Origin of the sequence: Clostridium chauvoei, assembly GCF_002327185.1 — a bacterium.
GTDB classification, from domain to species: Bacteria; Bacillota; Clostridia; order Clostridiales; family Clostridiaceae; genus Clostridium; species Clostridium chauvoei.
Genome location: NZ_CP018624.1, coordinates 2,013,237 through 2,033,060, shown reverse-complemented (window position 1 = coordinate 2,033,060; position 19,824 = coordinate 2,013,237). Strand labels below are relative to the sequence as shown.

At 26.9% G+C, this 19,824-nt stretch carries 15 protein-coding genes; 11 read left to right on the top strand and 4 right to left on the bottom strand.

What is annotated here, in order from left to right:
* The first annotated feature begins 32 nt into the window (after positions 1 to 32).
* From BTM21_RS09545 to BTM21_RS09530, 4 genes are read left to right on the top strand one after another with little or no spacing between them, the layout of a single operon-like run.
* Positions 33 to 473 carry a LytTR family DNA-binding domain-containing protein gene (locus BTM21_RS09545; RefSeq protein ID WP_021874913.1) on the top strand — a complete coding sequence of 147 codons (441 nt, stop codon included), beginning with the start codon at positions 33 to 35 and terminating at the stop codon, positions 471 to 473.
* Positions 474 to 482: 9 nt separating this feature from the next.
* Positions 483 to 929, top strand: coding sequence for a DUF3021 domain-containing protein (locus tag BTM21_RS09540; protein ID WP_021874914.1), 447 nt, complete (start codon positions 483 to 485; stop codon positions 927 to 929).
* A 22-nt stretch (positions 930 to 951) separates the two neighbouring features.
* On the top strand, positions 952 to 1,236 hold the full coding sequence (locus BTM21_RS09535) for a metallophosphoesterase family protein (protein ID WP_096145418.1): 285 nt from the start codon (positions 952 to 954) through the stop codon (positions 1,234 to 1,236).
* 41 nt (positions 1,237 to 1,277) lie between these two features.
* Positions 1,278 to 1,760: a DUF1648 domain-containing protein gene (locus BTM21_RS09530; RefSeq protein WP_021874916.1), complete on the top strand. Its 483-nt coding sequence runs from the start codon at positions 1,278 to 1,280 to the stop codon at positions 1,758 to 1,760.
* 80 nt (positions 1,761 to 1,840) lie between these two features.
* Here the strand turns inward: BTM21_RS09530 and BTM21_RS09525 are convergent, their stop codons facing one another.
* Entirely contained in the window at positions 1,841 to 2,467 is a 627-nt protein-coding gene (locus tag BTM21_RS09525; protein WP_079481132.1) for a biliverdin-producing heme oxygenase, read from the bottom strand.
* A 158-nt stretch (positions 2,468 to 2,625) separates the two neighbouring features.
* Positions 2,626 to 3,186 carry an NUDIX hydrolase gene (locus BTM21_RS09520; RefSeq protein ID WP_021874918.1) on the bottom strand — a complete coding sequence of 187 codons (561 nt, stop codon included), beginning with the start codon at positions 3,184 to 3,186 and terminating at the stop codon, positions 2,626 to 2,628.
* A gap of 252 nt (positions 3,187 to 3,438) precedes the next feature.
* Between BTM21_RS09520 and BTM21_RS09515 the strand changes: the two genes are divergently transcribed.
* The 7 genes from BTM21_RS09515 to BTM21_RS09485 all read left to right on the top strand — a co-directional run bounded on the left by BTM21_RS09515 (position 3,439) and on the right by BTM21_RS09485 (position 17,265).
* Positions 3,439 to 7,401 (top strand): glycoside hydrolase family 84 protein, encoded by a 3,963-nt coding sequence (locus BTM21_RS09515; protein WP_021874919.1) that lies wholly within the window; start codon positions 3,439 to 3,441, stop codon positions 7,399 to 7,401.
* A gap of 131 nt (positions 7,402 to 7,532) precedes the next feature.
* Positions 7,533 to 8,171 (top strand): pentapeptide repeat-containing protein, encoded by a 639-nt coding sequence (locus BTM21_RS09510; protein ID WP_079481133.1) that lies wholly within the window; start codon positions 7,533 to 7,535, stop codon positions 8,169 to 8,171.
* Positions 8,172 to 8,507: 336 nt separating this feature from the next.
* Entirely contained in the window at positions 8,508 to 9,374 is an 867-nt protein-coding gene (locus tag BTM21_RS09505) for a GGDEF domain-containing protein (RefSeq protein ID WP_161493082.1), read from the top strand.
* Between the two features lie 139 nt (positions 9,375 to 9,513).
* A complete protein-coding gene (locus BTM21_RS09500) occupies positions 9,514 to 11,322 on the top strand; it encodes an MSCRAMM family protein (RefSeq protein ID WP_021874922.1) in 1,809 nt (602 codons plus the stop codon).
* Between the two features lie 148 nt (positions 11,323 to 11,470).
* Complete coding sequence (locus BTM21_RS09495) at positions 11,471 to 12,397, top strand: MSCRAMM family protein (RefSeq protein ID WP_096145417.1); 927 nt, start codon at positions 11,471 to 11,473, stop codon at positions 12,395 to 12,397.
* Positions 12,398 to 12,681: 284 nt separating this feature from the next.
* Positions 12,682 to 14,829 (top strand): SpaA isopeptide-forming pilin-related protein, encoded by a 2,148-nt coding sequence (locus tag BTM21_RS09490; RefSeq protein WP_079481135.1) that lies wholly within the window; start codon positions 12,682 to 12,684, stop codon positions 14,827 to 14,829.
* A gap of 207 nt (positions 14,830 to 15,036) precedes the next feature.
* Positions 15,037 to 17,265, top strand: coding sequence for a bifunctional diguanylate cyclase/phosphodiesterase (locus BTM21_RS09485; protein ID WP_021874925.1), 2,229 nt, complete (start codon positions 15,037 to 15,039; stop codon positions 17,263 to 17,265).
* A gap of 42 nt (positions 17,266 to 17,307) precedes the next feature.
* Here the strand turns inward: BTM21_RS09485 and brnQ are convergent, their stop codons facing one another.
* Entirely contained in the window at positions 17,308 to 18,579 is a 1,272-nt protein-coding gene (gene brnQ / locus BTM21_RS09480; RefSeq protein WP_079481137.1) for a branched-chain amino acid transport system II carrier protein, read from the bottom strand.
* A 289-nt stretch (positions 18,580 to 18,868) separates the two neighbouring features.
* Positions 18,869 to 19,819 carry an LCP family protein gene (locus tag BTM21_RS09475; protein WP_021874927.1) on the bottom strand — a complete coding sequence of 317 codons (951 nt, stop codon included), beginning with the start codon at positions 19,817 to 19,819 and terminating at the stop codon, positions 18,869 to 18,871.
* Between the last annotated feature and the right edge of the window lie 5 nt (positions 19,820 to 19,824).

Sequence of the window (19,824 nt, the reverse complement as noted above, 5' to 3'; positions counted from 1 at the left end):
TTATAATATCACCATAAGAAGGAGGTAATTAGATGCAAGTTGAAATAAAAATTGATAATAGCTGTAAAGAACCAAAAGTTATTATAATTACTGATAAGATGACAGATGAAATAAATAATATAATAAAAAAGCTTTCTGATGAAGAACCACAGATAATAGCTGGTTTTCAGAAAGGTATTTTGGAGATATTAGACCAATCAAATATTAGTCGTATTTATACAGTAGATGGAAAAGTAATTGCCTTGACAAATAAAGGGGAATATTCCCTAAGACTACGCTTATATGAGTTGGAAGAACGTCTTAATAAAAATAACTTTGTTCGTATTTCTAATTCAGAAATTATAAATTTAAAAAAGGTAAAATCTTTTGATTTGAGTTTTACTGGTACTATTTGTGTTTCAATGTTAGACAATACAGTAACATATGTTTCAAGACGATATGTTGCTAAAATAAAACAAATATTAGGATTATGAGGTGGTTATATGAAAAAGAAAGCTTTTTTTCTTAGTTTATTAGGATTCCCTTTAGGGATTTCAATTGGATATATTATTTCAATTATTATTTCCATTTGCTTTGGACAAGGATATTATTCACCATGTGCTCCAGGGCTTATTGATGCAACGGGTAGTGAAATTAATGCAGTTATTTTGCAAACTATTTTAAGTGGATTTGTAGGCTCAGCTTTTGCAGGAAGTTCGGTAATTTGGGAAATGGATAATTGGAGTATAGCAAAACAAACAAGTATATATTTTTTTATTACATCTATAGTGATGATGCCCATTGCTTATTTAATGAATTGGATGGAGCATAGTCTTATGGGATTTGTAAGTTATTTTGGAATTTTTATTATAATATTTATAGTTATATGGGTTATACAATATTTTATATTGAAAAGTAAGATCAAAAAAATAAATTCAAAATTTAAATAGGTTTGATTATAATAATTAAGACATTCACTATATAGGCACTACATCAGATGTTCATGGTGATATTTCGAATTTAAAGTCATGGTTATCTAATTTAGATAAAGATTCAAAGCCTTTAGATTATATGATTTTTGGTGGTGACTATGTAGGACCAAAGGAAGCAGAAAATTGTGTGAAGGCTGTAAATGAAGAATCACAGGGAACTCAAGTTATATTAGCAAAAGGTAACCATGATGCATGTTGTTGTATTAAAAATTTAGATACTCCCTTGAAATTTATTTGCAAATATAGTAAAAAGGAATATAATTAAGGCATAAAAGGTATTTAATACTATTATTAGGGGGAGTAGTTATGGATAAAGCTACTTATAAAAAATTAAATAAAATCATAGATATAGTAGGTGTAGTATTAATTATAGCTTTAGTTTTAATTACATTTATAGGTTGGATAAATGCACCTGAAATTGTACCAACTCATTATAATTTTAATGGAGAAGTTGATGGATATGGTTCAAAGAATACAATGTTTATTTTATTACCAGTAGTTGTTATAGTTTATATTGGAATGGCTATTTTATCTAAATATCCTGAAGTGTATAATTATTGTGTTGAAATAAATCCAATAAATAAAGAAAAACAATATTTGATGGCATCAACATTTATGAAGATTATTAATATTGAAATAGCATCTATGTTTTTTTATACCCAATCAAAGATAGTAATTGGAATGAATTCAGAGATGAAGAATTTATCAAGTGCATTTTTACCTATATCTTTAATTGTTATATTTGGAACAATTGCAATCTATATTCGTAAATCAATAAAGAATAAATAATATATAAAAATATCCTAAGATAAGAAGCTTAATATCTTCTACATCTTAGGATATTTTAATTTAGAATAAAGAAAAGAATATTATTTTAATTTAGCTTCTAATTCATTTGAAATTGCAAGGTTATAAATATAAGCATTGTTAACTTCATTTATAAAATCAACTTTAAGGTCATCTGATAATTTAATTTCACCTAATAGATTATGATATTTCATAACATAACCTCTTAAATCACTAATATCAGGGAATTGATAGTAGTTTAATCCTTCATTTGAAATCTTGTAGTTTGTGCTTAATAATGAAAGGAAGGTTCTACCACCAAATAAATCAGCTAAAAATCTTGTGTAAGCATATGCAACTACAAGTTCAGGTTTAGTCTTTGATAATTCCTCAATTCTTGCAACAGAGGCTTCAGTGGAAGCTAATGGTTTCATAGCTTCTAATTTATCCCCAAGTAAGAATTGTAAATCCTTTCTTATAAGTTCAGAACGATATAATTCTTTTGTAACAAAAGGTTTAATTACATCATTTGAGCTATTTTTATCTAAAGCATCTTCAATAGCTTTATACATTTTTTCAAGATTAAAAATATATTCAGCATAGCCTTCAACTGAAGCAGTTCCATCTACTAATTTTTTTATATAACCTGTATTTTCAGAAGCACTATGTAATAAAGAAGTCTTTTCTCTTATGTCCATCATAAATTTCATTTTTATCACCTCAAGTAATTAATTGTTTCTTTAAAAACAATATATATCAATAGATAATAATTATCAAATATCAAAAACAACCTTGAGGGGTTAAATCAGATTAAATTAATAATATATATTAAGTTTCCTTTAATCTTCATCATATTTCATTATTATTTTTATAAAAGATTTATTTTTTTATTAAGTTTATTATATACATTTTCAATCATATATTCTTCGCTACAGTACTTAGATAATTCATTAATAGGTAACCACTTAACCCCTTCTGTTTCTTCTTTATTAACAATTAAAGCTTCATTTTCATCAGCTTCAAGTAAGTATGTAACATTTAAATGTAAGTGAGAGGAGACGTAGTTACCTCTTTTAACATGACCATTAACAGTAAGAACATCTAAAGAGAAGATATCAGGAGTAATAGCAGTTACATTTTTAAGGCCAGTTTCTTCCTTAGCTTCTTTTATAGCGATATAAAGCATATCATCATCACCATCTGCATGACCACCCGTCCAAGCCCATGAATTATAAATTTTATGATAAATCATTAAAACCTTATCTCTATTTTTATTTACAATATATCCTGAGCTAGTCATATGCATAACTACATTTTCACGAGTTAATAAGTTGTTATAATTTTCAATTGCACTAAGTATTAACTCTTTATCTTTTTTCTCTTGTTCATTATAAGGGGTATAGTTTTTTATAGAATTAATCCAGTTCATTTAATCGCCTTCCTTTTATATCATGTCTTTTCTCCATATATTAAATTCTTACTATAAGGATAACTTGTAAGTTACCAAATATCAACAATTTTAATTTGAAACTACTTTTTTATTAAGGTTCTATTTTCTTATTTTTAAAGTTATTTAAAAAATAAGCATAAACTAAAATGGAATATATTTACATAAAAATAAATAAGTAGTAAACTTGAGTTGATAGGGATAAAAATATATGAAATTTTAAGGGGGATTAAAATGAAAAAGAAATCAAAAAAGATTTTTCAAAATGCTTTAGCTACTACTTGTGCAGTAACTATAGTAACCACTATGGCAGGTGGAAAGCTAATTAGAGTAGAAACAATAACAAAAGAAGGGGAAATAGTAAAGGCTAATATTTACCCAGTACCTCAAGATTTAAAATATTCATCAGAAGAAGGTATGTCATTAGAAGGTGAAGTAAATGTAGTTGTTCATGGGACTCAAGAAGAAGCAACTTTACCTAAATTAGAAGAAGTTTTAAATGAGAATAATATTAAGTACTCTATATCTGATGCTGTAAATAATGACAAAGCTAATATTATAATTTCTTCTGAAAAGGATCATTGTGAGGACTGTATAAAAGGAAAGCTTGAAGAAAATAATGTTTTAAGTAAAAAAGAAGCTTATATTCTTAAAAGTAGTAATGATGAAAATAAAAAAGGAAATATTTCGATTATAGGATCAGATGCTGATGGTGTTTATTATGGAGTTTTAACCTTAGCACAAATATTAGAACAATCAACTTCAGAAGATAAATTTGCAGAAGTTATAATAAGTGATTATCCTGAAATTGAATTTAGAGGATTTATAGAAGGCTTCTATGGAACGCCTTGGAGTCATGAAGATAGAATGAATCTTATGAAGGATACAAGTAAATTTAAAATGAATACTTATATTTATGCTCCAAAGGATGATCCATATCACAGAAAACAATGGAAGGAGTTATATCCAGAAGATAAAGCTAATCAAATAGCAGAACTTGCAAAAGCAGGAAAGGATAATAATTTTAATTTCTGTTGGACAATTCATCCTGGAGCTACTCTTAAATTTACAGATGAGGATTACGATGCACTTATAATGAAATTTGAACAGTTATATAGTTTAGGAGTTCGTCAATTTGGAGTATTATTTGATGATACTGATGATTGGTATAATGGTAGAAAACAAGCTGAATGGATTAACAAAATAGACACAGAATTTGTTAAGGCTAAAGGTGATGTTGCACCAATGATAGTTATTTCAGCAAGATATAACTCTGCTTGGGGCCCTAATATGAATGTTTATTTTAAGCCATTTATGGAAACTTTACATGATGATATTCAAGTAATGTGGACAGGACATGCAACAATGTCTAATGTTTCAAAAGATGTATTTGAGTGGCCAAAAGCACAAACAGGAGTAAATAAAGAAGTAGCAGTTTGGTGGAACTATCCTGTAAACGATTATTGTGATAGTAGAATATTAATGGCACCACTTCATAATTTAAGTAAAGATCTTGATAATGTTAGTGGATTCTTCTCAAACCCAATGAATCAAGCACAAGCATCAAAGGTTGCATTATATAGTATAGCTGATTATACATGGAATACAGATTCATTTGATTATATGAATAGTTGGGAAACATCAATAAATAAACTTGTACCTGAAGTTTGTGAGGAGTTTAAGAGATTTGCATCTAATACTTGCTATTTAAAGGATGATGGGGGAGCTAGTGGTCCATTTGAATATGATGAATCAGGATATTTAGCAGAAAAAATAGATGGATTAAAATCTGCTATTACAAATAAAGAAAATGTAAAAGATAAAGCAGCTGAGTTATTAGCTGAATTTAAAACAATGAGTTCAGACTATGATGCTATAAAGACTAAAACTGAAAATGCAAATTTACTTGCTGAATTAGATTCATTCTTAAATTCATATAAAGCTTTATCAGAAGCAGGTATTGCATCTATGAATGCATTAATAGCAGCACAGGATGGAGATATAGAAACGTGGCTTAATGAAAATTCATTAGCATCAGAAAAATTAGCTTTAATGGATACTTTTAAGGTAGCTAGATTAGAAGATGATCATGGAAATATTATTACGAAAGAATATGTTGTATCAGTAGGGGAAAAGAGATTGAAACCATTAGTTAAGGAAGCTATAGGAGTATCACAATCAATAATATCTAATTCAATATTAGCTAATTATGAACCAAAGGTTATAAGTTCTATAGAGGATATATTAAATAAAGAAGTAGAGGTTTCAGGTGGAAATTATACTATCAATAGTATAGAAAATGTAACTCTTAATAAGGGTGATTATATAGGTATAGCTTTACCAAAGGCTATGAAGTTAGGGGCGATAAAAGTAAAAGCTAGTAGCTATAATAATTTATCAATTGAGTATTCAATAAATGGAATTGAATGGAGTAAAGCAGAAGCTACTGTTGAAGATGGAACTTTAAAAACTAATGATAGTATTTCAGCTACCTATGTTAGAATTTTAAATGATTCAAAAGCACCAGTTACTATAAATATAGAAAGCCTTCAAACTAATCCAGTATATAAAGCGAATCCAACTATATCACAAAATATAGGAACTTATCAAAACTATGTAATAGAAAATGCGTTAGATGGTAATATGGATACTAAATATTGGTCAGATAAGGCATCAGGAAATGGACACTATATTCAATTAGATCTTGGAAATACTATTCCTCTTCATGATGTAAGTGCATATTTTAATGGTGGAGATTATATGAGAAATTCTGAGTTTATGATTTCAAAAGATGGATCTACATGGACTTCTCTTGGAGCTTTAGAATACTCAGATAAAGATGGAAAAAAAGTTGCTTCTGTTGATGCAAAGGGAGAAATGGCAAAATATATAAAGATACAAGCTAATGGAGAAAATAATGGTTCTTGGGTACAATTATGTGAGCTTCAATTTAATAAAACAGTACCTGAATTAGGTGATGATACAGTAGAATTAGTTACAGGCACTCCAGAGGGAAATTGGAAAAACTTACATGATGGAGATTTGTCAACAGCCTTTGAAGCTGAAAGTGTTCAAAATGGAGATGCTCTTGTGTATAAAATGTCACGGGTTACAAAGGTTTCAGAATTATCAATTCTTCAAGATGCAAACAATATATGTGGAGCAAAGGTAAGTGTTAAAGGTGCAAATGGAAAATGGACGGATATAGGAGCTTTAGACAACCAATTAAATAAATTAAATGTTTCTAAGGAAATAGTTGAAGTTAAACTTACTTTTGACCCATCAAAGCCATTACCTAAAATATATGAAATAATAGCTAAAGAAGGTAATATTGTAGAGGATGATGTTATAGATAAAGAAAACTTTAAAAGACATTTAGAAATAGCAGTATCAGAAGCTAAAAAAATAGATGCAACTATTCTTGATAAGGTTGTACCAGCAGTTAAAAAAGAATTTAATGATGCCTTAATAGAAGCAGAAGAAGTATTAAAGGATTCTAAAGCAACTCAAAAGCAAATAGATGATTCTTTTGAAAGATTAAGTAAAGTAATGCATATGTTATCTTTTGAAAAGGGGGACAAGGAAGCTTTAATAGGTTTAGTTGATAAAATAAGTACTTTAAATTCTAATGAATATATTAAGGAACCTTGGGATAAGCTTCAAGGAGTTTTAGAGGAAGTAAATGCAGTAATAGCTGATAAGAATGTAATGAAAAATGAAGTGTCTGAAAATTATGATAAATTATTAAGAGCATTTTTAGATTTAAGATTAAAGCCAAGTAAGGAAAAGTTACAAGATTTAATAAATGAAGCAGAAAAGAAAGATAGAAATGAGTTTACTACTGAAAGCTTTGCAGTATTAGAAAATGAAATATTAAATGCTAAAGCTGTTATTGAAAAGGAAGATGCAACAGAAGAGGAAATAGGAACTTCAGAAAAGGCATTAAATTTAGCTGTTAAGGGGTTAGTAGCTTCAGCAGAAAATAAGGATGAAACTAATAGTAGTGAAACTGCTAAGAATAAAACTACTAAAAATGAAGAAAGTAAAAATATAACTACATTAACTAAAAATGATGGTAAGAAAAATAAATTACCTAAAACAGGTATGGATGGCTTAGGAAATCTTCAGACATTAGGAGCAATATTTTCAAGCTTAGGAGCAGCCTTGTTATTAAAGAAAAAATCTAAAAATAAATAATTAAATTTAAAAATATACTAAGTATAGTGGCTTCAATTAAATTTGGAGCTACTATTTTTCTTCTGAAGATTTGACTTTATCCTTCATTATCTATACTATTATAATTAAATATAATGTTTTCTGGAGGAAATATGGCTAAAAATAATAGTGTTAAGGGAAACTTTCATTACAATAATATGGAAAAGATGAACAAGAACTTTATGTATAGCAACCTTACAAGAAGTAATTGTTATAATTCTAGTTTTGCTGGATCAAACTTTAGCTTTGTAAGCTTTAGGGGTGCTCACTTTAAATCTTGTGACTTCTATGGTTGCACATTTAAAAGTGCAGAATTTATAGGAACAAATCTAAAAAATAGTAAGTTTAGACATGGTAAGTTTGAAGATACTTTATTTGAAGGAGTTAATTTAAGTGAAGTAGACTTTAGAGATGCAGAATTTAAGAATACAATTTTTGTAGAGTGTAATTTAAATACATGCAAAAGCTTATTTTTTGATAAAGATGAAGTTACTATATATGAAGAAATACCAAAACTAGATATAAGTGAAGAGTTAGAAAAAGCAATAAATAAAGCTATGGAAAATAAATTTATAAAAGCTTCAAGAGTTATAGACACAAAAGAAGGAAAAATAAATCCAATAAAAATTATAATGTTACAAAGAAAATATAGTGAAGAAGCTTTAATTAAAGGCTTTAATGATATGGCAGAAGCTGTAGATAGAGATTTTCATACATTAAGCTACTTATTCCGTTTTTTTAACGAAAAATAAATTACATAAATTTAATAATATATAAGAAATAGAGTGGGCAATAATATTCCTACTCTATTTCTTTTTATATATAATAATGCAATTTACAAAAAACACATTTAAATTAATAAGTTATAATGAAAAAGTATATAGATAGAATAAAATTTTGCGAGTTTATTAATAAAGTATTCATAATATTAAAAAGTAAAAAGGTTGTTTATATGAAAAATTTGGTCGTTTAAAAGAAAAGTATATCCATTTTTGTAGGATTATATATAATTATATTAAGGAAATATAAACTAGAAACATAAGATTAACATATAAAGAAAAGGTATGGTACATGAAGGGGTTCTATTGATGAAAAAACTAATTAGCGTAATTAAAACTAACAGTAATTTAATAAAAATGATAATATCATTTATTGGAGTAATGATATTACTTATTATTATTAAGGATATTCCAGTTACTAATGGAGGAAACTTAAATAAAACAGATAAATATATAGAATTTGCATTAAATAGTGACGATGAAAATTCTATAAAGGTTAATAATATAAGTGAAGAATTTAAAAATTCTAGATATATTGTTGATGAAATAGATAAAGAAATAATGAAAAAGAAAATTGAAATATTAAAATTAAAGACAAGAATAGTTATTTTAATGTCTATTATACTTTTAATTGCTTTTTATGTTTTAAATAATAAAAATAGAAAGATAAATGAGTTAAATAATGAGCTTCAAAATATAAGTATAACAGACTTTTTAACAGGACTTTATAATAAAAAGTTTTTTTATGATAAGTTAGCTTTAAAGGCGAAAAATAAAGAATTAATAACACTTGTAATAATAGATATTGATGATTTTAAATTATATAATGATAATTATGGACATATAAAAGGGGATGAAGCACTAAAAAATATAGCAATGCTAACTAAAAGAGTATTTGAAAATGATGTAGTTTGTAGATTTGGTGGAGAAGAATTTTGTATTATATCAAATAATCCCAAAGAAGAGGTTATAAACAAAGCTAAGAATTTAATAAATAAACTATATGAATTAAATATAGAACATGATTACTCTAAAATAAGCGATAGAATAACTATAAGTTTAGGAATAGAAAATGCTATTGTAGAATCAAACGAAGATGCTGAAAGTCTAATCAAAATTACAGATGAGAAATTATATGTATCGAAGAAGTGTGGAAAAGACACATATACATATTAAATATTATATAAAAAGGAAAGCTAAGTTAGTTTTCCTTTTTAATTTGAAAAAATCTATATTGTAGGCAAGTGGAACAAAAGAATTATAGAACATAATATAGTAATAAATAAAAGTTTAAACAAAAGAGGATGAAAATAAAATGTGTACAAAGGATAAGAATGAACTAGAAGACTTCATAAATTTTGAAGATAGCAAAAGTATTCAATATCTAAAAACTTTTGGAAACTTTATTCCAGATAAAGGTCGTACACCAGTTAAAATAATTAATAGCCCAGCAGTAGGTCAAATAATTAGTTATACAATATATGTAAATTGTCAGTTTAAAAATTTATATACTGTTTCAATAAATGACCAAACTCCTGTAGGAATGGAAATAATTCAAAAATCAGTACAAGTATATAAAGTTTCTAAAAATGGAAATAGAGAAAATGTAACAAAGAAATTACAAAATAGTGGTGGGATATTTTTTATTTTCAACTTTATGCAAGTAATGTTAGGAAGTGTAGATTCAGAATATATTATAGAGTATCAATGTAAGATTACTATTGAAAAAAAAGAATATATTAATACAGCATCTTTCCAAGGTGGATTAGGATTTATAAATTCAAATGCAGTTGTAGAAGTTAGTAATGATAATAAAAAGATTATGAATAAAGTAGCTTTAACAGATAATATTATTAAAAGCAAGGGAGTTAATGAATATGTAGTAAATAAAACTGGGGATATAATAAAGTATTCATTACAAATAAATAATGATAATAATATTTTAACTGGAGTAACAATAGAAGATACTTTGCCAGAGGGTGTAGTTTATGTACCAAATAGTGCAGAATTAAAAGTAGAGAATAATGGGACCTTTACGCCTATAACAACTAATGATATTTTAACTGTAAATAATAATAAACTAATTTTAAATCTTGGGAATATAAATAAAAGTTATCTATTAAATTATTCTGTTAAAGTTAATAAAGTAGAAGAAAGTTATATAAATCAAGCTGTTATTAATTATAATACTAATGCGTATAATACTGAAGCTATTACAAGTTACAATAGAAACACAGGGAATTTAGTTTGTACAAAATCTGTAAAACCAGAATTTTTAAATAAAGATGGCAGCCAAATTGTTGTATATTCTCTTGATTTTCAAAGTCAAGGATATTTTGATATAGATAATATAAAAATCATAGATGAAATAGATCAAAGAGTTAATATAGTATCTGTAAGTGTACCTAAAAGTTTCACTTATAAGATAATTAACAATAGTATTACTTTTTTAAATAGCCTAGGGGCTATAGCTTATGGAGAGAATTTCTCAATTACTATAACTACAGATTTTATTAAAGTACCTTGTGGGACTACCATAAAAAATTTAGTTACAGTAAATAATAATAAAAGTAATACAGTATCAGTTAAAAAAGGTTATGCATTTCAAGCGATTAAAGTAGATGGTAATAGTTTAGCTTCTTTAGAAGGAGCCACATTTAATCTTGAAGATAATAATAATAAGATAATAAAAACTATAATAAGTAATGAAAATGGTGTAATTGAATCCAGTATAAATAGTCCAGGGATATATTATCTTCAAGAAGAAGAAGCACCTAAGGGATATATTCTTAATAAAAGTATTGTAAAAATTACTATTACAGCTAGTGATATAGGACGAACTTTAAACTTGGGGAATATTGAAAACTATAAAGGGTATGAAGTAGATATTAAAAAGATAGATAAAAATAATCATAATAAACTTTTAAATGGAGCAGAATTTTCTATATACAATATAAGTAATAATTCTAAAGTTTTTATTACTAATATTACTACAGCAGAAGAAGGTAAAGTAAAGATTATATTACCAGAAGGTAAATATGAATTAATAGAAATAAAAGCTCCAGAAGGATATTCAACTTTATCTAAACCAATAATATTTGATATAGAAACTGATAAAAATTAGTATTTTAAAGATATGAATTTTAAAAAGTTAGAATTCATATCTTTTTATTCTATATTAATAAATATAGAAATCAAAAGGAGTACTTGCAACATATTATGATAATACCTATAAAAGATTAGTAGGAATTTTAAATAAAGGATGATAAGTAATGACTACAAAAGAAAAAGATACGGGTATTATAAATGCTGAGAAATATGTTTCAACAGAAATCTTAACTAGTACAGATAATCAAATAGTAACTTACTCTATTAATTTTCAAAGTTATGGATATTTTGATAAAAATTTTGTTGATGTTATAGATAATATGAATAATAATGTTAAGATTCTATCAGTAGAAGTACCTTCAAATTTCACTTATTCAATAAATAAAGAAGCAAATACTATTATTTTTGAAAATAGTAATGGAGAAATTTCATATGGAGATAACTTTTCTATTAAAATAGTTACTGATTTTACTAATGTTCCAGATGGCACAACTGTAAATAATAAAGCTAAAATAAATAAAACAATAACTAACACTGTTCAAACTAAAAAAGGATATGCATTTAAAGCTGTCAAAGTAGATAGTGAAAATGCAAATATTGTATTAGAAGGAGCAGTTTTTGATTTAAAAGATAAAAGTAATAATACGATAACTAAGCTAACTAGTAATTCAGAAGGGATAATAACTGCACCTATAAATTCACCTGGAATATATTATCTTCAAGAGGTAAACGCACCAAATGGATATTTTATTGATGATGAGCCTATAAAATTTACAATTACCCCTAATGAGGTAGGTCAAACTATTAATTTAGGTAATATAGAAAATAATAAAGGATATGAAATTAATATAAAAAAGGTAGACAAAAATAATCCAAGTAAGTTATTAGTAGGAGCAGAATTTAAAATATATGATATAAATAATACTCCTAATAAATTAATTACAACAGTAACAACAAATTCAGACGGAATAGGTAAGGTTATTTTACCAGAAGGTGAATATAAATTAATAGAAACAAAGAAAGCAATAGGATATGATATTTCAAAATCTATTGAATTTCAAGTAAATGAAGAAAAAGAAGGATTAATCTAAGAAAGGTACTATTTTGTATCTTTCTTTTTAAATGCTTTAAATCTATTAAAAAAAATAGAGGATTTGTATAAAAATGATAAATAATATCATATATAATATAAAGGGTTATAAAAAACTATATTAGGGATGTCAAATAATATAGTTTTTTCATAATATATCATTATAAAGAAAAGCTAAAATATAAATATTAGTTATATAATTCAACAAATGAAAAATTAAATTTACACATCTTATTTATAAAGAGAGTAAGATTTAAAATAATGGACTTAAAGGGGAATGAGATTATGACAACAGATACAAATGAAAGAGGAACAATGAATGAGACCTTGCAAGGAGGGAAGAAAGCTACAGTAGTAGCGCCAACAACACCTCCAACAACACCTCCAGCAGGACCTGCACCTTCCTCACCAGAGGTAAAGCAATTTACAATTACTCCAGGTCAAACTACACCAGTACAAATAACTGTTGAAGATACTATGATAACAGGTAATCTTAGTATAACTAAAAAAGACCAAAATGGTAATGTAGTAGCAGGAGCAACATTTGAAATTGAAAATTCATCAGGAGCTAGTGTAGGAACAGTAACAACAAATGCTCAAGGGCAAGCTTCATTACCAAATCTACCATATGGTAACTATACTTTAGTTGAAACAGCAGTTCCAGCTGGATATGTATTAAATGATACTCCAATACCATTTACAATTACAACAAATGGAGCAACAGTAACACAAAATGTATTAAATACAGCTATAACAGGAACACTTAGTATTATTAAAACTGATAAGACAACAGGTAAACTATTAGCTGGAGCAACATTCCAAGTTAAAAATGCTCAAGGGGTAGTAGTAGCAACAGAAACTACAAATGCTCAAGGACAAATAACAGTACCAAATTTACCATACGGTAACTATACTTTAGTTGAAACAGCAGTTCCAACAGGATATGTATTAAATAGTACTCCAGTACCATTTTCAATTACAACAAATGGAGCAACTGTAACACAAAATATAGCAAATGCAATTATAACAGGAACACTTAGTATTACTAAGACTGATAAACAAACAGGTAAACCAATAGCAGGAGTAATCTTTAATATAGAAAATTCATCAGGAGTTAGTGTAGGAACAGTAACTACAAATGCTCAAGGACAAGCTTCATTACCAAATCTACCATATGGTAATTATACTTTAGTTGAAACAAGTGTTCCAGCAGGATATGTATTAAATGCCACTCCAATACCATTTACAATAAATGTTAATGGCCAAGTAGTCAGTCAAGCAATAACTAATAATGAGGCTCCAGGAGAATTAGTAATTAGAAAAGTAGATGCTACAACAGGAGCTGCATTAGCAGGAGCTGTATTTAATATTACAAATTCAAGTGGTAGCTCAGCTGGAACTATTACTACAGGTTCAAATGGTGAAGGAACTATTAGTTTATTACCAGGAAGCTATACAGCAACTGAAACTAAGGCTCCAATAGGATATGTTCTTAATACTACACCTCAAAACTTTACAATAGGATTTAATCAAACATCACCATCAATATTAACATTTAGTGATGTTGAACAATTATGTAAGGTTGTTATTACTAAGGTAGATGCTAGTAATAATAGTAAGTTACTAGCAGGAGCAGAGTTTGATATTATCAACGCTCAAGGACAAGTAGTAGATACTGTTACAACAGGGGCAGATGGTACTGCAAGTGCAGAATTGCCAGCAGGAACTTATACTATAAAAGAAGTTAAGGCTCCAGAAGGATATATACCATACGTTAATCCCAGGCAAATAACGCTAAATGAATTAGCAGTAACAGATGTAAATGAAATTGTTAATAACATTCCTATAAAAGGTAAAATAGTAATTAAAAAAACAGATGCTAGGACGGGAGAAGTATTACCTTGTGCTAAATTTATTATAAGAGATGCTAAATGTGAGGTAGTAGCTTGTGGATGTACAAATAAGGAAGGTAAATTAAGATTCCAATTACCTTATGGAAACTACACTTATCAAGAAGTTTGTGCACCAAAAGGATATAAATTAGACACAACTCAAGTAGCATTTAAAATAACAACAAATGGTGAAGTTATAAAAGCCAATGTTAAAAATAAAAAAATAGCCGAACAAAGTAATACAGGTACTCTTAAAATAACAAAAGTAGATTTTTGTGATATAGGAAAGAATTTAGCAGGAGCAACTTTTGAAATTGAAAATATGAATGGCGAAGTTGTAGGAACAATTACAACAAATAATAAAGGTATTGCAAAAATTAAATTACCAGCAGGAAAGTATTGGGTAGTAGAGACTAAGGCACCAAATGGATATGGAGTTTGTAGGACGAGAACGTATATCACAGTAAAAAGTGGACAATTAGCAGAAGTTTTATCAAGAGATAGGAAGATTAACAATTGCTATTGCCCAAGACAATTTTAAAGACTAAATTAGAAAAAGTCTTATTCACCTATTAATATGGTACAGGGTACATTATGTATCCTGTACTTTTTATTAATATAGAATTTATTAATTAAATTTAGTTAGAATAATTATAATAATAGAGGGTAATCAGTAGATTTAATATAGTAGTTATTGTACAATTCTAAATGGATGAACAAAAAATAGCATTATTAGGAGATGTGTTTTATGAATGCTAACATTGTAAAGTTAAGAAAACAATCCGTTGTAATTATAATTAGCATAACACTTATTTATTCAGGATATATATATTGGTATGGAGATACAGTGAGGAAAGATGTAGAAAAAGATGCTTATACATATCTTTCAGAAGTTACTAAACAAAATGCCGAAATTATAAAGACTCAAATAGAGGGAGATTTTCATACAATAAAATCAATTGCTAATTTTATAGGAAATAAAGGAGATTTGCAATTAGAAGATCTTGAATATATTTTACAAAAAGAAATGGAGGAGAATTCCTTTAAAGGAATGTCTATAATTTCAAATAATAACATTTATGCTAATGTTGGAAAGGTAAAGTTTAGTTTTCAAAATGAAACTCTTTTAAGAAAAGCTTATGAAGGAAAAACAAGTATTTCAGATACTATAGTAGATGAAATAGATGGAGAATTAATTAATGTTTACTCAACTCCTATTTATAATAAAGATGATGAAATAGAGGCAGTACTTTATGCAACTAAATTAACAAAACTTAATGAATCAAAGTTAAACTCATTAAGTTTTCAAGGAGAGGGCTATTCTTATATTATAAATAAAAAGGGGGATTTTATTTATAAATCTAATGTTCCAAGTAGTGTAAAAGAATTTAATAATATTTTTAGTAGTTTGAAAGATAGTAAAATAGATAATAAAATAACAATAAATAATATAAAACAAGACTTTCGTAATGAACAATCAGGTCAAATTAAATATGAAATAAATGGTGTTAAAAAGTTTATGAATTATGAAACGCTAGGGATAAATGATTGGTATATAATAGAAATTGTTCCTACATATATAGCATATTTTAAAATAAAAAATACTATATCTAATACATTATTTTTATCTGTATTAACTATTATACTTTTTGGAATACTTGTCTTACATATTTTAATAATTAAGGAAAAAGGAAAAAAGGAATTAAAGAGATTAGCTTTTCAAGATGAAATAACAGGTTTTTCTAATTGGAAAAAATTTCAGATAGAAAGCAGACAAATTTTAAATGAAAATCATAATATAAATTATGCTATTATAGCTTTTGATATAGATAAGTTTAAAATGATAAATGATATATTCGGATATGATAGAGGAAATGAAATTTTAAAATACATAGCAAATTTTTTAAATGATTTTATACATAAGAATGAAAGTTTTTGTAGAGTTTCCGCAGATAATTTTGTTATACTACTTAGTTATTGCGATGATGAAAATCTCATTGATAGAGTTAAAGAAATAAAAAGATATATAAATAAATTTAATAATTCATATGTCATTAAAATCTCTTTTGGAATACATAAGGTATATAATAAAAAATATAATATATCTGTTTTAGAAGACAGAGCTAATATGGCTAAAAGATCTATAAAGGATAAGCTTAATGTAGATTATGCTTTTTACACAGAGGAATTAAGAGCGGTTATGTTAAGAGAAAAGCAAATTGAAAACAATATGGAATCGGCACTGAAGAATAAAGAATTTAAAGTGTATCTTCAACCCAAATATAGAATAAAAGATGAAAAAATAATAGGGGCTGAAGCATTGATAAGATGGATAAAACCAAATGGAGAAGCTTTAAGTCCTAAGGATTTTATTCCTATCTTTGAGAAGAATGGATTTATACAAAAGTTAGATAAATATGTATTTGAAGAAATCTGTATTTTGATTAGTAAATGGAATAAACTTAAGTTAACAGAACCAATAGTTTCTATATCAGTTAATATCTCGCGAGTAGATTTAGGTAATACAAAGATTGTAGATACATTAAAAGAAATTATTGAAAAATATAATGTAGATGCAAAAAATATAGAACTTGAACTTACTGAAAGTATAGTATTTGAAGATAAAAAGATATTAGTAAATACACTTAATAAATTAAAGGACATCGGATTTAAAATATCTATTGATGATTTTGGAAGTGGTTATTCTTCACTTAATTTATTAAATGATTTGCCAGCAGATATAATTAAGTTAGATAAAGCTTTTCTAGAAAAGGCTTCAGAGGATAAAAAGGTAAATATGACTATAAAAAACATAATACATATGGCAAAGGATTTGGATTTATTTACTGTTGCAGAAGGTGTAGAAACGGAAGAACAGTTAAAGAGTTTAAGGGAAGCTGGATGCGATATAGCTCAAGGATATTATTATGCAAAACCTATGGCTATATCAGAATTTGAAAAAATTATACATAAATAGTAAAGAGAGATAGAGTAATATTTAATTACCCTATCTCTCTTTTTATATCTCATTTATTTCCATTTTAGGTTCGACAGAAAAAATTACATATCCTAAACATATAGCAATTAGTGTAGGTAATACCCATCCAAAACCTAGGTTAGCAAGTGGAATAAAGCTTAAATTAAGTCCTGGTATAGCAAAAAGCAATCCGAAAGCTAATGAAGTATAAACCCCAAGTCTTACAGCTTTAATGTTTGTAAGATATTTTGATAATAAAGTAGTTACTATAAGTGTTATTGAAACTGGGTAAAGGACATGAAGTATTGGTTCTGATAAAACAACTATTTTATCAACTCCAAGGCAAGCTATTCCTAAACTGATAACTGCAAGTACAATGGAATTTAACTTAAATGGAAGTTTACCTTTTGAAACTTTTTCAAAGAAAGTAGAACCAGCAGTTAAAAGTCCTATAGAAGTAGTTAAACAAGCAAGTCCCATAGCAACACCTATAAGTGTAGTTCCAATATTTCCTAAGATACTTTTAGCAATTAATAAAAGCAATCCAGTTTTACCTATATCAGATGGAGCTAAATTTACAGTTTGAGCACCAATAAACATTAATCCACCATATACAAAAGCAAGTCCAACTACAGCAACTAAACTTGATTTTAAAATCATTGATGGCATTTCTTTTTCTTTATATCCTTTTGCCAATAAAGAAGTTGTTATAATACCTGCAAAGAGTAATGCAGCAATAGCATCCATTGTTTGATATCCCTCTAATAAAGCAGAAGGTAAAACAGATGTTACATTAGTATCAACTATATTACCAATAGGCATAAATATACCTTTTATAATTATTACTGTTAATATAATTAATAATGCTGGTGTTAAATATTTTCCGATTGTATCTATTACAGAAGAACTTCTTAATACAAAGAATAAATTAATTAAAAAATAAACTGTCATTGCAACAAATGGTGATATATTTGGGAAAAATGGATGTATAGTAAGTTCAAAAGTTGTTGCAGCAGTTCTTGGAATACCAAGCATTGGTCCTATAGCGATAAATAAAATTGCGGTACAGAAGATAGCGAATTTTTTATCAATTCTTCCAGCTAATGTTTCAAAAGTACCATCCCCTTTAGAACAAGCAAGTATAGCAAGTAGAGGTAAACCAACTCCAGTTATTATAAAACCTATAATTCCAAGAAAGAATTCCTTTCCTAAAGTATGTCCTAAAAAAGCAGGGAAAATTAGATTTCCAGCTCCAAAAAACATCGAGAATAAGGCAAAGCCTATAACAATAGAATCTTTAGTATTTTTTTTCATAATGTTCCTTCCTTTACAAAGTATTAATATATTTTACGACAATAAATTTACAATTTAAACTTGAAAACGATAATAAATTACTAATAGATATATAATAAAATTAAATATCTATTAAATAATTACTTGTCTATATTATCACGAAATTTAAATATATTCAATAAAGTATTTAAGAAAAATAATAGAAAAAATGGTCAAGATATGAACAATTAATAAAATACTTAAAGATTTTTTAATAAATTGCAAAAAAAGTGAATTCTAAACGAACCCACTTTTCTAAATTGTTAAATTTTTACTCGCTAAATAAGAAATTATGAATATTTTTAGTTGTTTTATCTACATCGATAATCATATGATACATATCTGTCCATTCTGTAGTCAGATCATCATCTAAAGGAAATCTTCCTTGATTTATGTTATTTACATTCATGCCTACAACATCTGAAGCTATTGAAAGTATTTCTGCATTAGATAAATTTGTACTTACTAATGGTAATAAATCGCTAACTATACCAGGAATTTCTGTAGGATTTATATCCTTAACTTTATTAAATAAAGCTGTTAAAACATCTCTTTGACGTTCTGTTCTTTTAAAATCCCTTCCTTCAGTATATCTTATTCTGCAATAAGCTGAAGCTTGTGTACCATTTAAAAGTTGCTTGCCAGTTGAAGTTACTGGTGAAGTTTTTGTACCATTTTTGTCATCTATATTTTGAATATAGCCATTTATATAATTTAATTCATCTTCTGTTATATCTATTTCAACACCACCAAGTTTATCTATAACAGTAGGAAGTTGTCTTAAATTTACTTCTACAAATTTATCAACCTTTAAGTTAAAGTTATAATTTATTGTTTTTAAAAGAAGCTCAGGACCACCACTAGACATTGTGTAATTTAAATTAGATTTTCCGCCATCAGGTAAATCTAAATAAATATCTCTCATAAGAGAGCAAAGATTTAATTTTTTATTTTTTTTATCAATAGCTAAAATCATTGTACAATCAGAAGCGGCATGTTCATTACCTGAATAGTCAGTTCCTAATAAAGCAACAGTTGTAACATCTTCAGCTTTCTTTGGAAGCTCTTTTCCGGTATCTGTAACAGCTTCTCTATCCATTTCTACTTTAGTTACTTTGTTAGATAAATGGAATGCATAAGATGCTATTCCTAAGATACATAATAGAATAAGTATAAGTATAGTTATTAATATTTTTTTCCATAAAGATAATTTTTTTTTCATAATAT

Excerpts from the sequence above, each read along its gene's own strand:
- BTM21_RS09545 (WP_021874913.1), top strand. The coding sequence starts at position 33 with ATGCAAGTTGAAATAAAAATTGATAATAGCTGTAAAGAACCAAAAGTT.
- BTM21_RS09540 (WP_021874914.1), top strand. The coding sequence starts at position 483 with ATGAAAAAGAAAGCTTTTTTTCTTAGTTTATTAGGATTCCCTTTAGGG.
- BTM21_RS09515 (WP_021874919.1), top strand. The coding sequence starts at position 3,439 with ATGAAAAAGAAATCAAAAAAGATTTTTCAAAATGCTTTAGCTACTACT.
- BTM21_RS09525 (WP_079481132.1), bottom strand. The coding sequence starts at position 2,467 with ATGAAATTTATGATGGACATAAGAGAAAAGACTTCTTTATTACATAGT.
- brnQ (WP_079481137.1), bottom strand. The coding sequence starts at position 18,579 with ATGAAAAAAAATACTAAAGATTCTATTGTTATAGGCTTTGCCTTATTC.
- BTM21_RS09520 (WP_021874918.1), bottom strand. The coding sequence starts at position 3,186 with ATGAACTGGATTAATTCTATAAAAAACTATACCCCTTATAATGAACAA.
- BTM21_RS09475 (WP_021874927.1), bottom strand. The coding sequence starts at position 19,819 with ATGAAAAAAAAATTATCTTTATGGAAAAAAATATTAATAACTATACTT.
- BTM21_RS09510 (WP_079481133.1), top strand. The coding sequence starts at position 7,533 with ATGGCTAAAAATAATAGTGTTAAGGGAAACTTTCATTACAATAATATG.
- BTM21_RS09485 (WP_021874925.1), top strand. The coding sequence starts at position 15,037 with ATGAATGCTAACATTGTAAAGTTAAGAAAACAATCCGTTGTAATTATA.
- BTM21_RS09490 (WP_079481135.1), top strand. The coding sequence starts at position 12,682 with ATGACAACAGATACAAATGAAAGAGGAACAATGAATGAGACCTTGCAA.
- BTM21_RS09500 (WP_021874922.1), top strand. The coding sequence starts at position 9,514 with ATGTGTACAAAGGATAAGAATGAACTAGAAGACTTCATAAATTTTGAA.
- BTM21_RS09495 (WP_096145417.1), top strand. The coding sequence starts at position 11,471 with ATGACTACAAAAGAAAAAGATACGGGTATTATAAATGCTGAGAAATAT.
- BTM21_RS09505 (WP_161493082.1), top strand. The coding sequence starts at position 8,508 with ATGAAAAAACTAATTAGCGTAATTAAAACTAACAGTAATTTAATAAAA.
- BTM21_RS09530 (WP_021874916.1), top strand. The coding sequence starts at position 1,278 with ATGGATAAAGCTACTTATAAAAAATTAAATAAAATCATAGATATAGTA.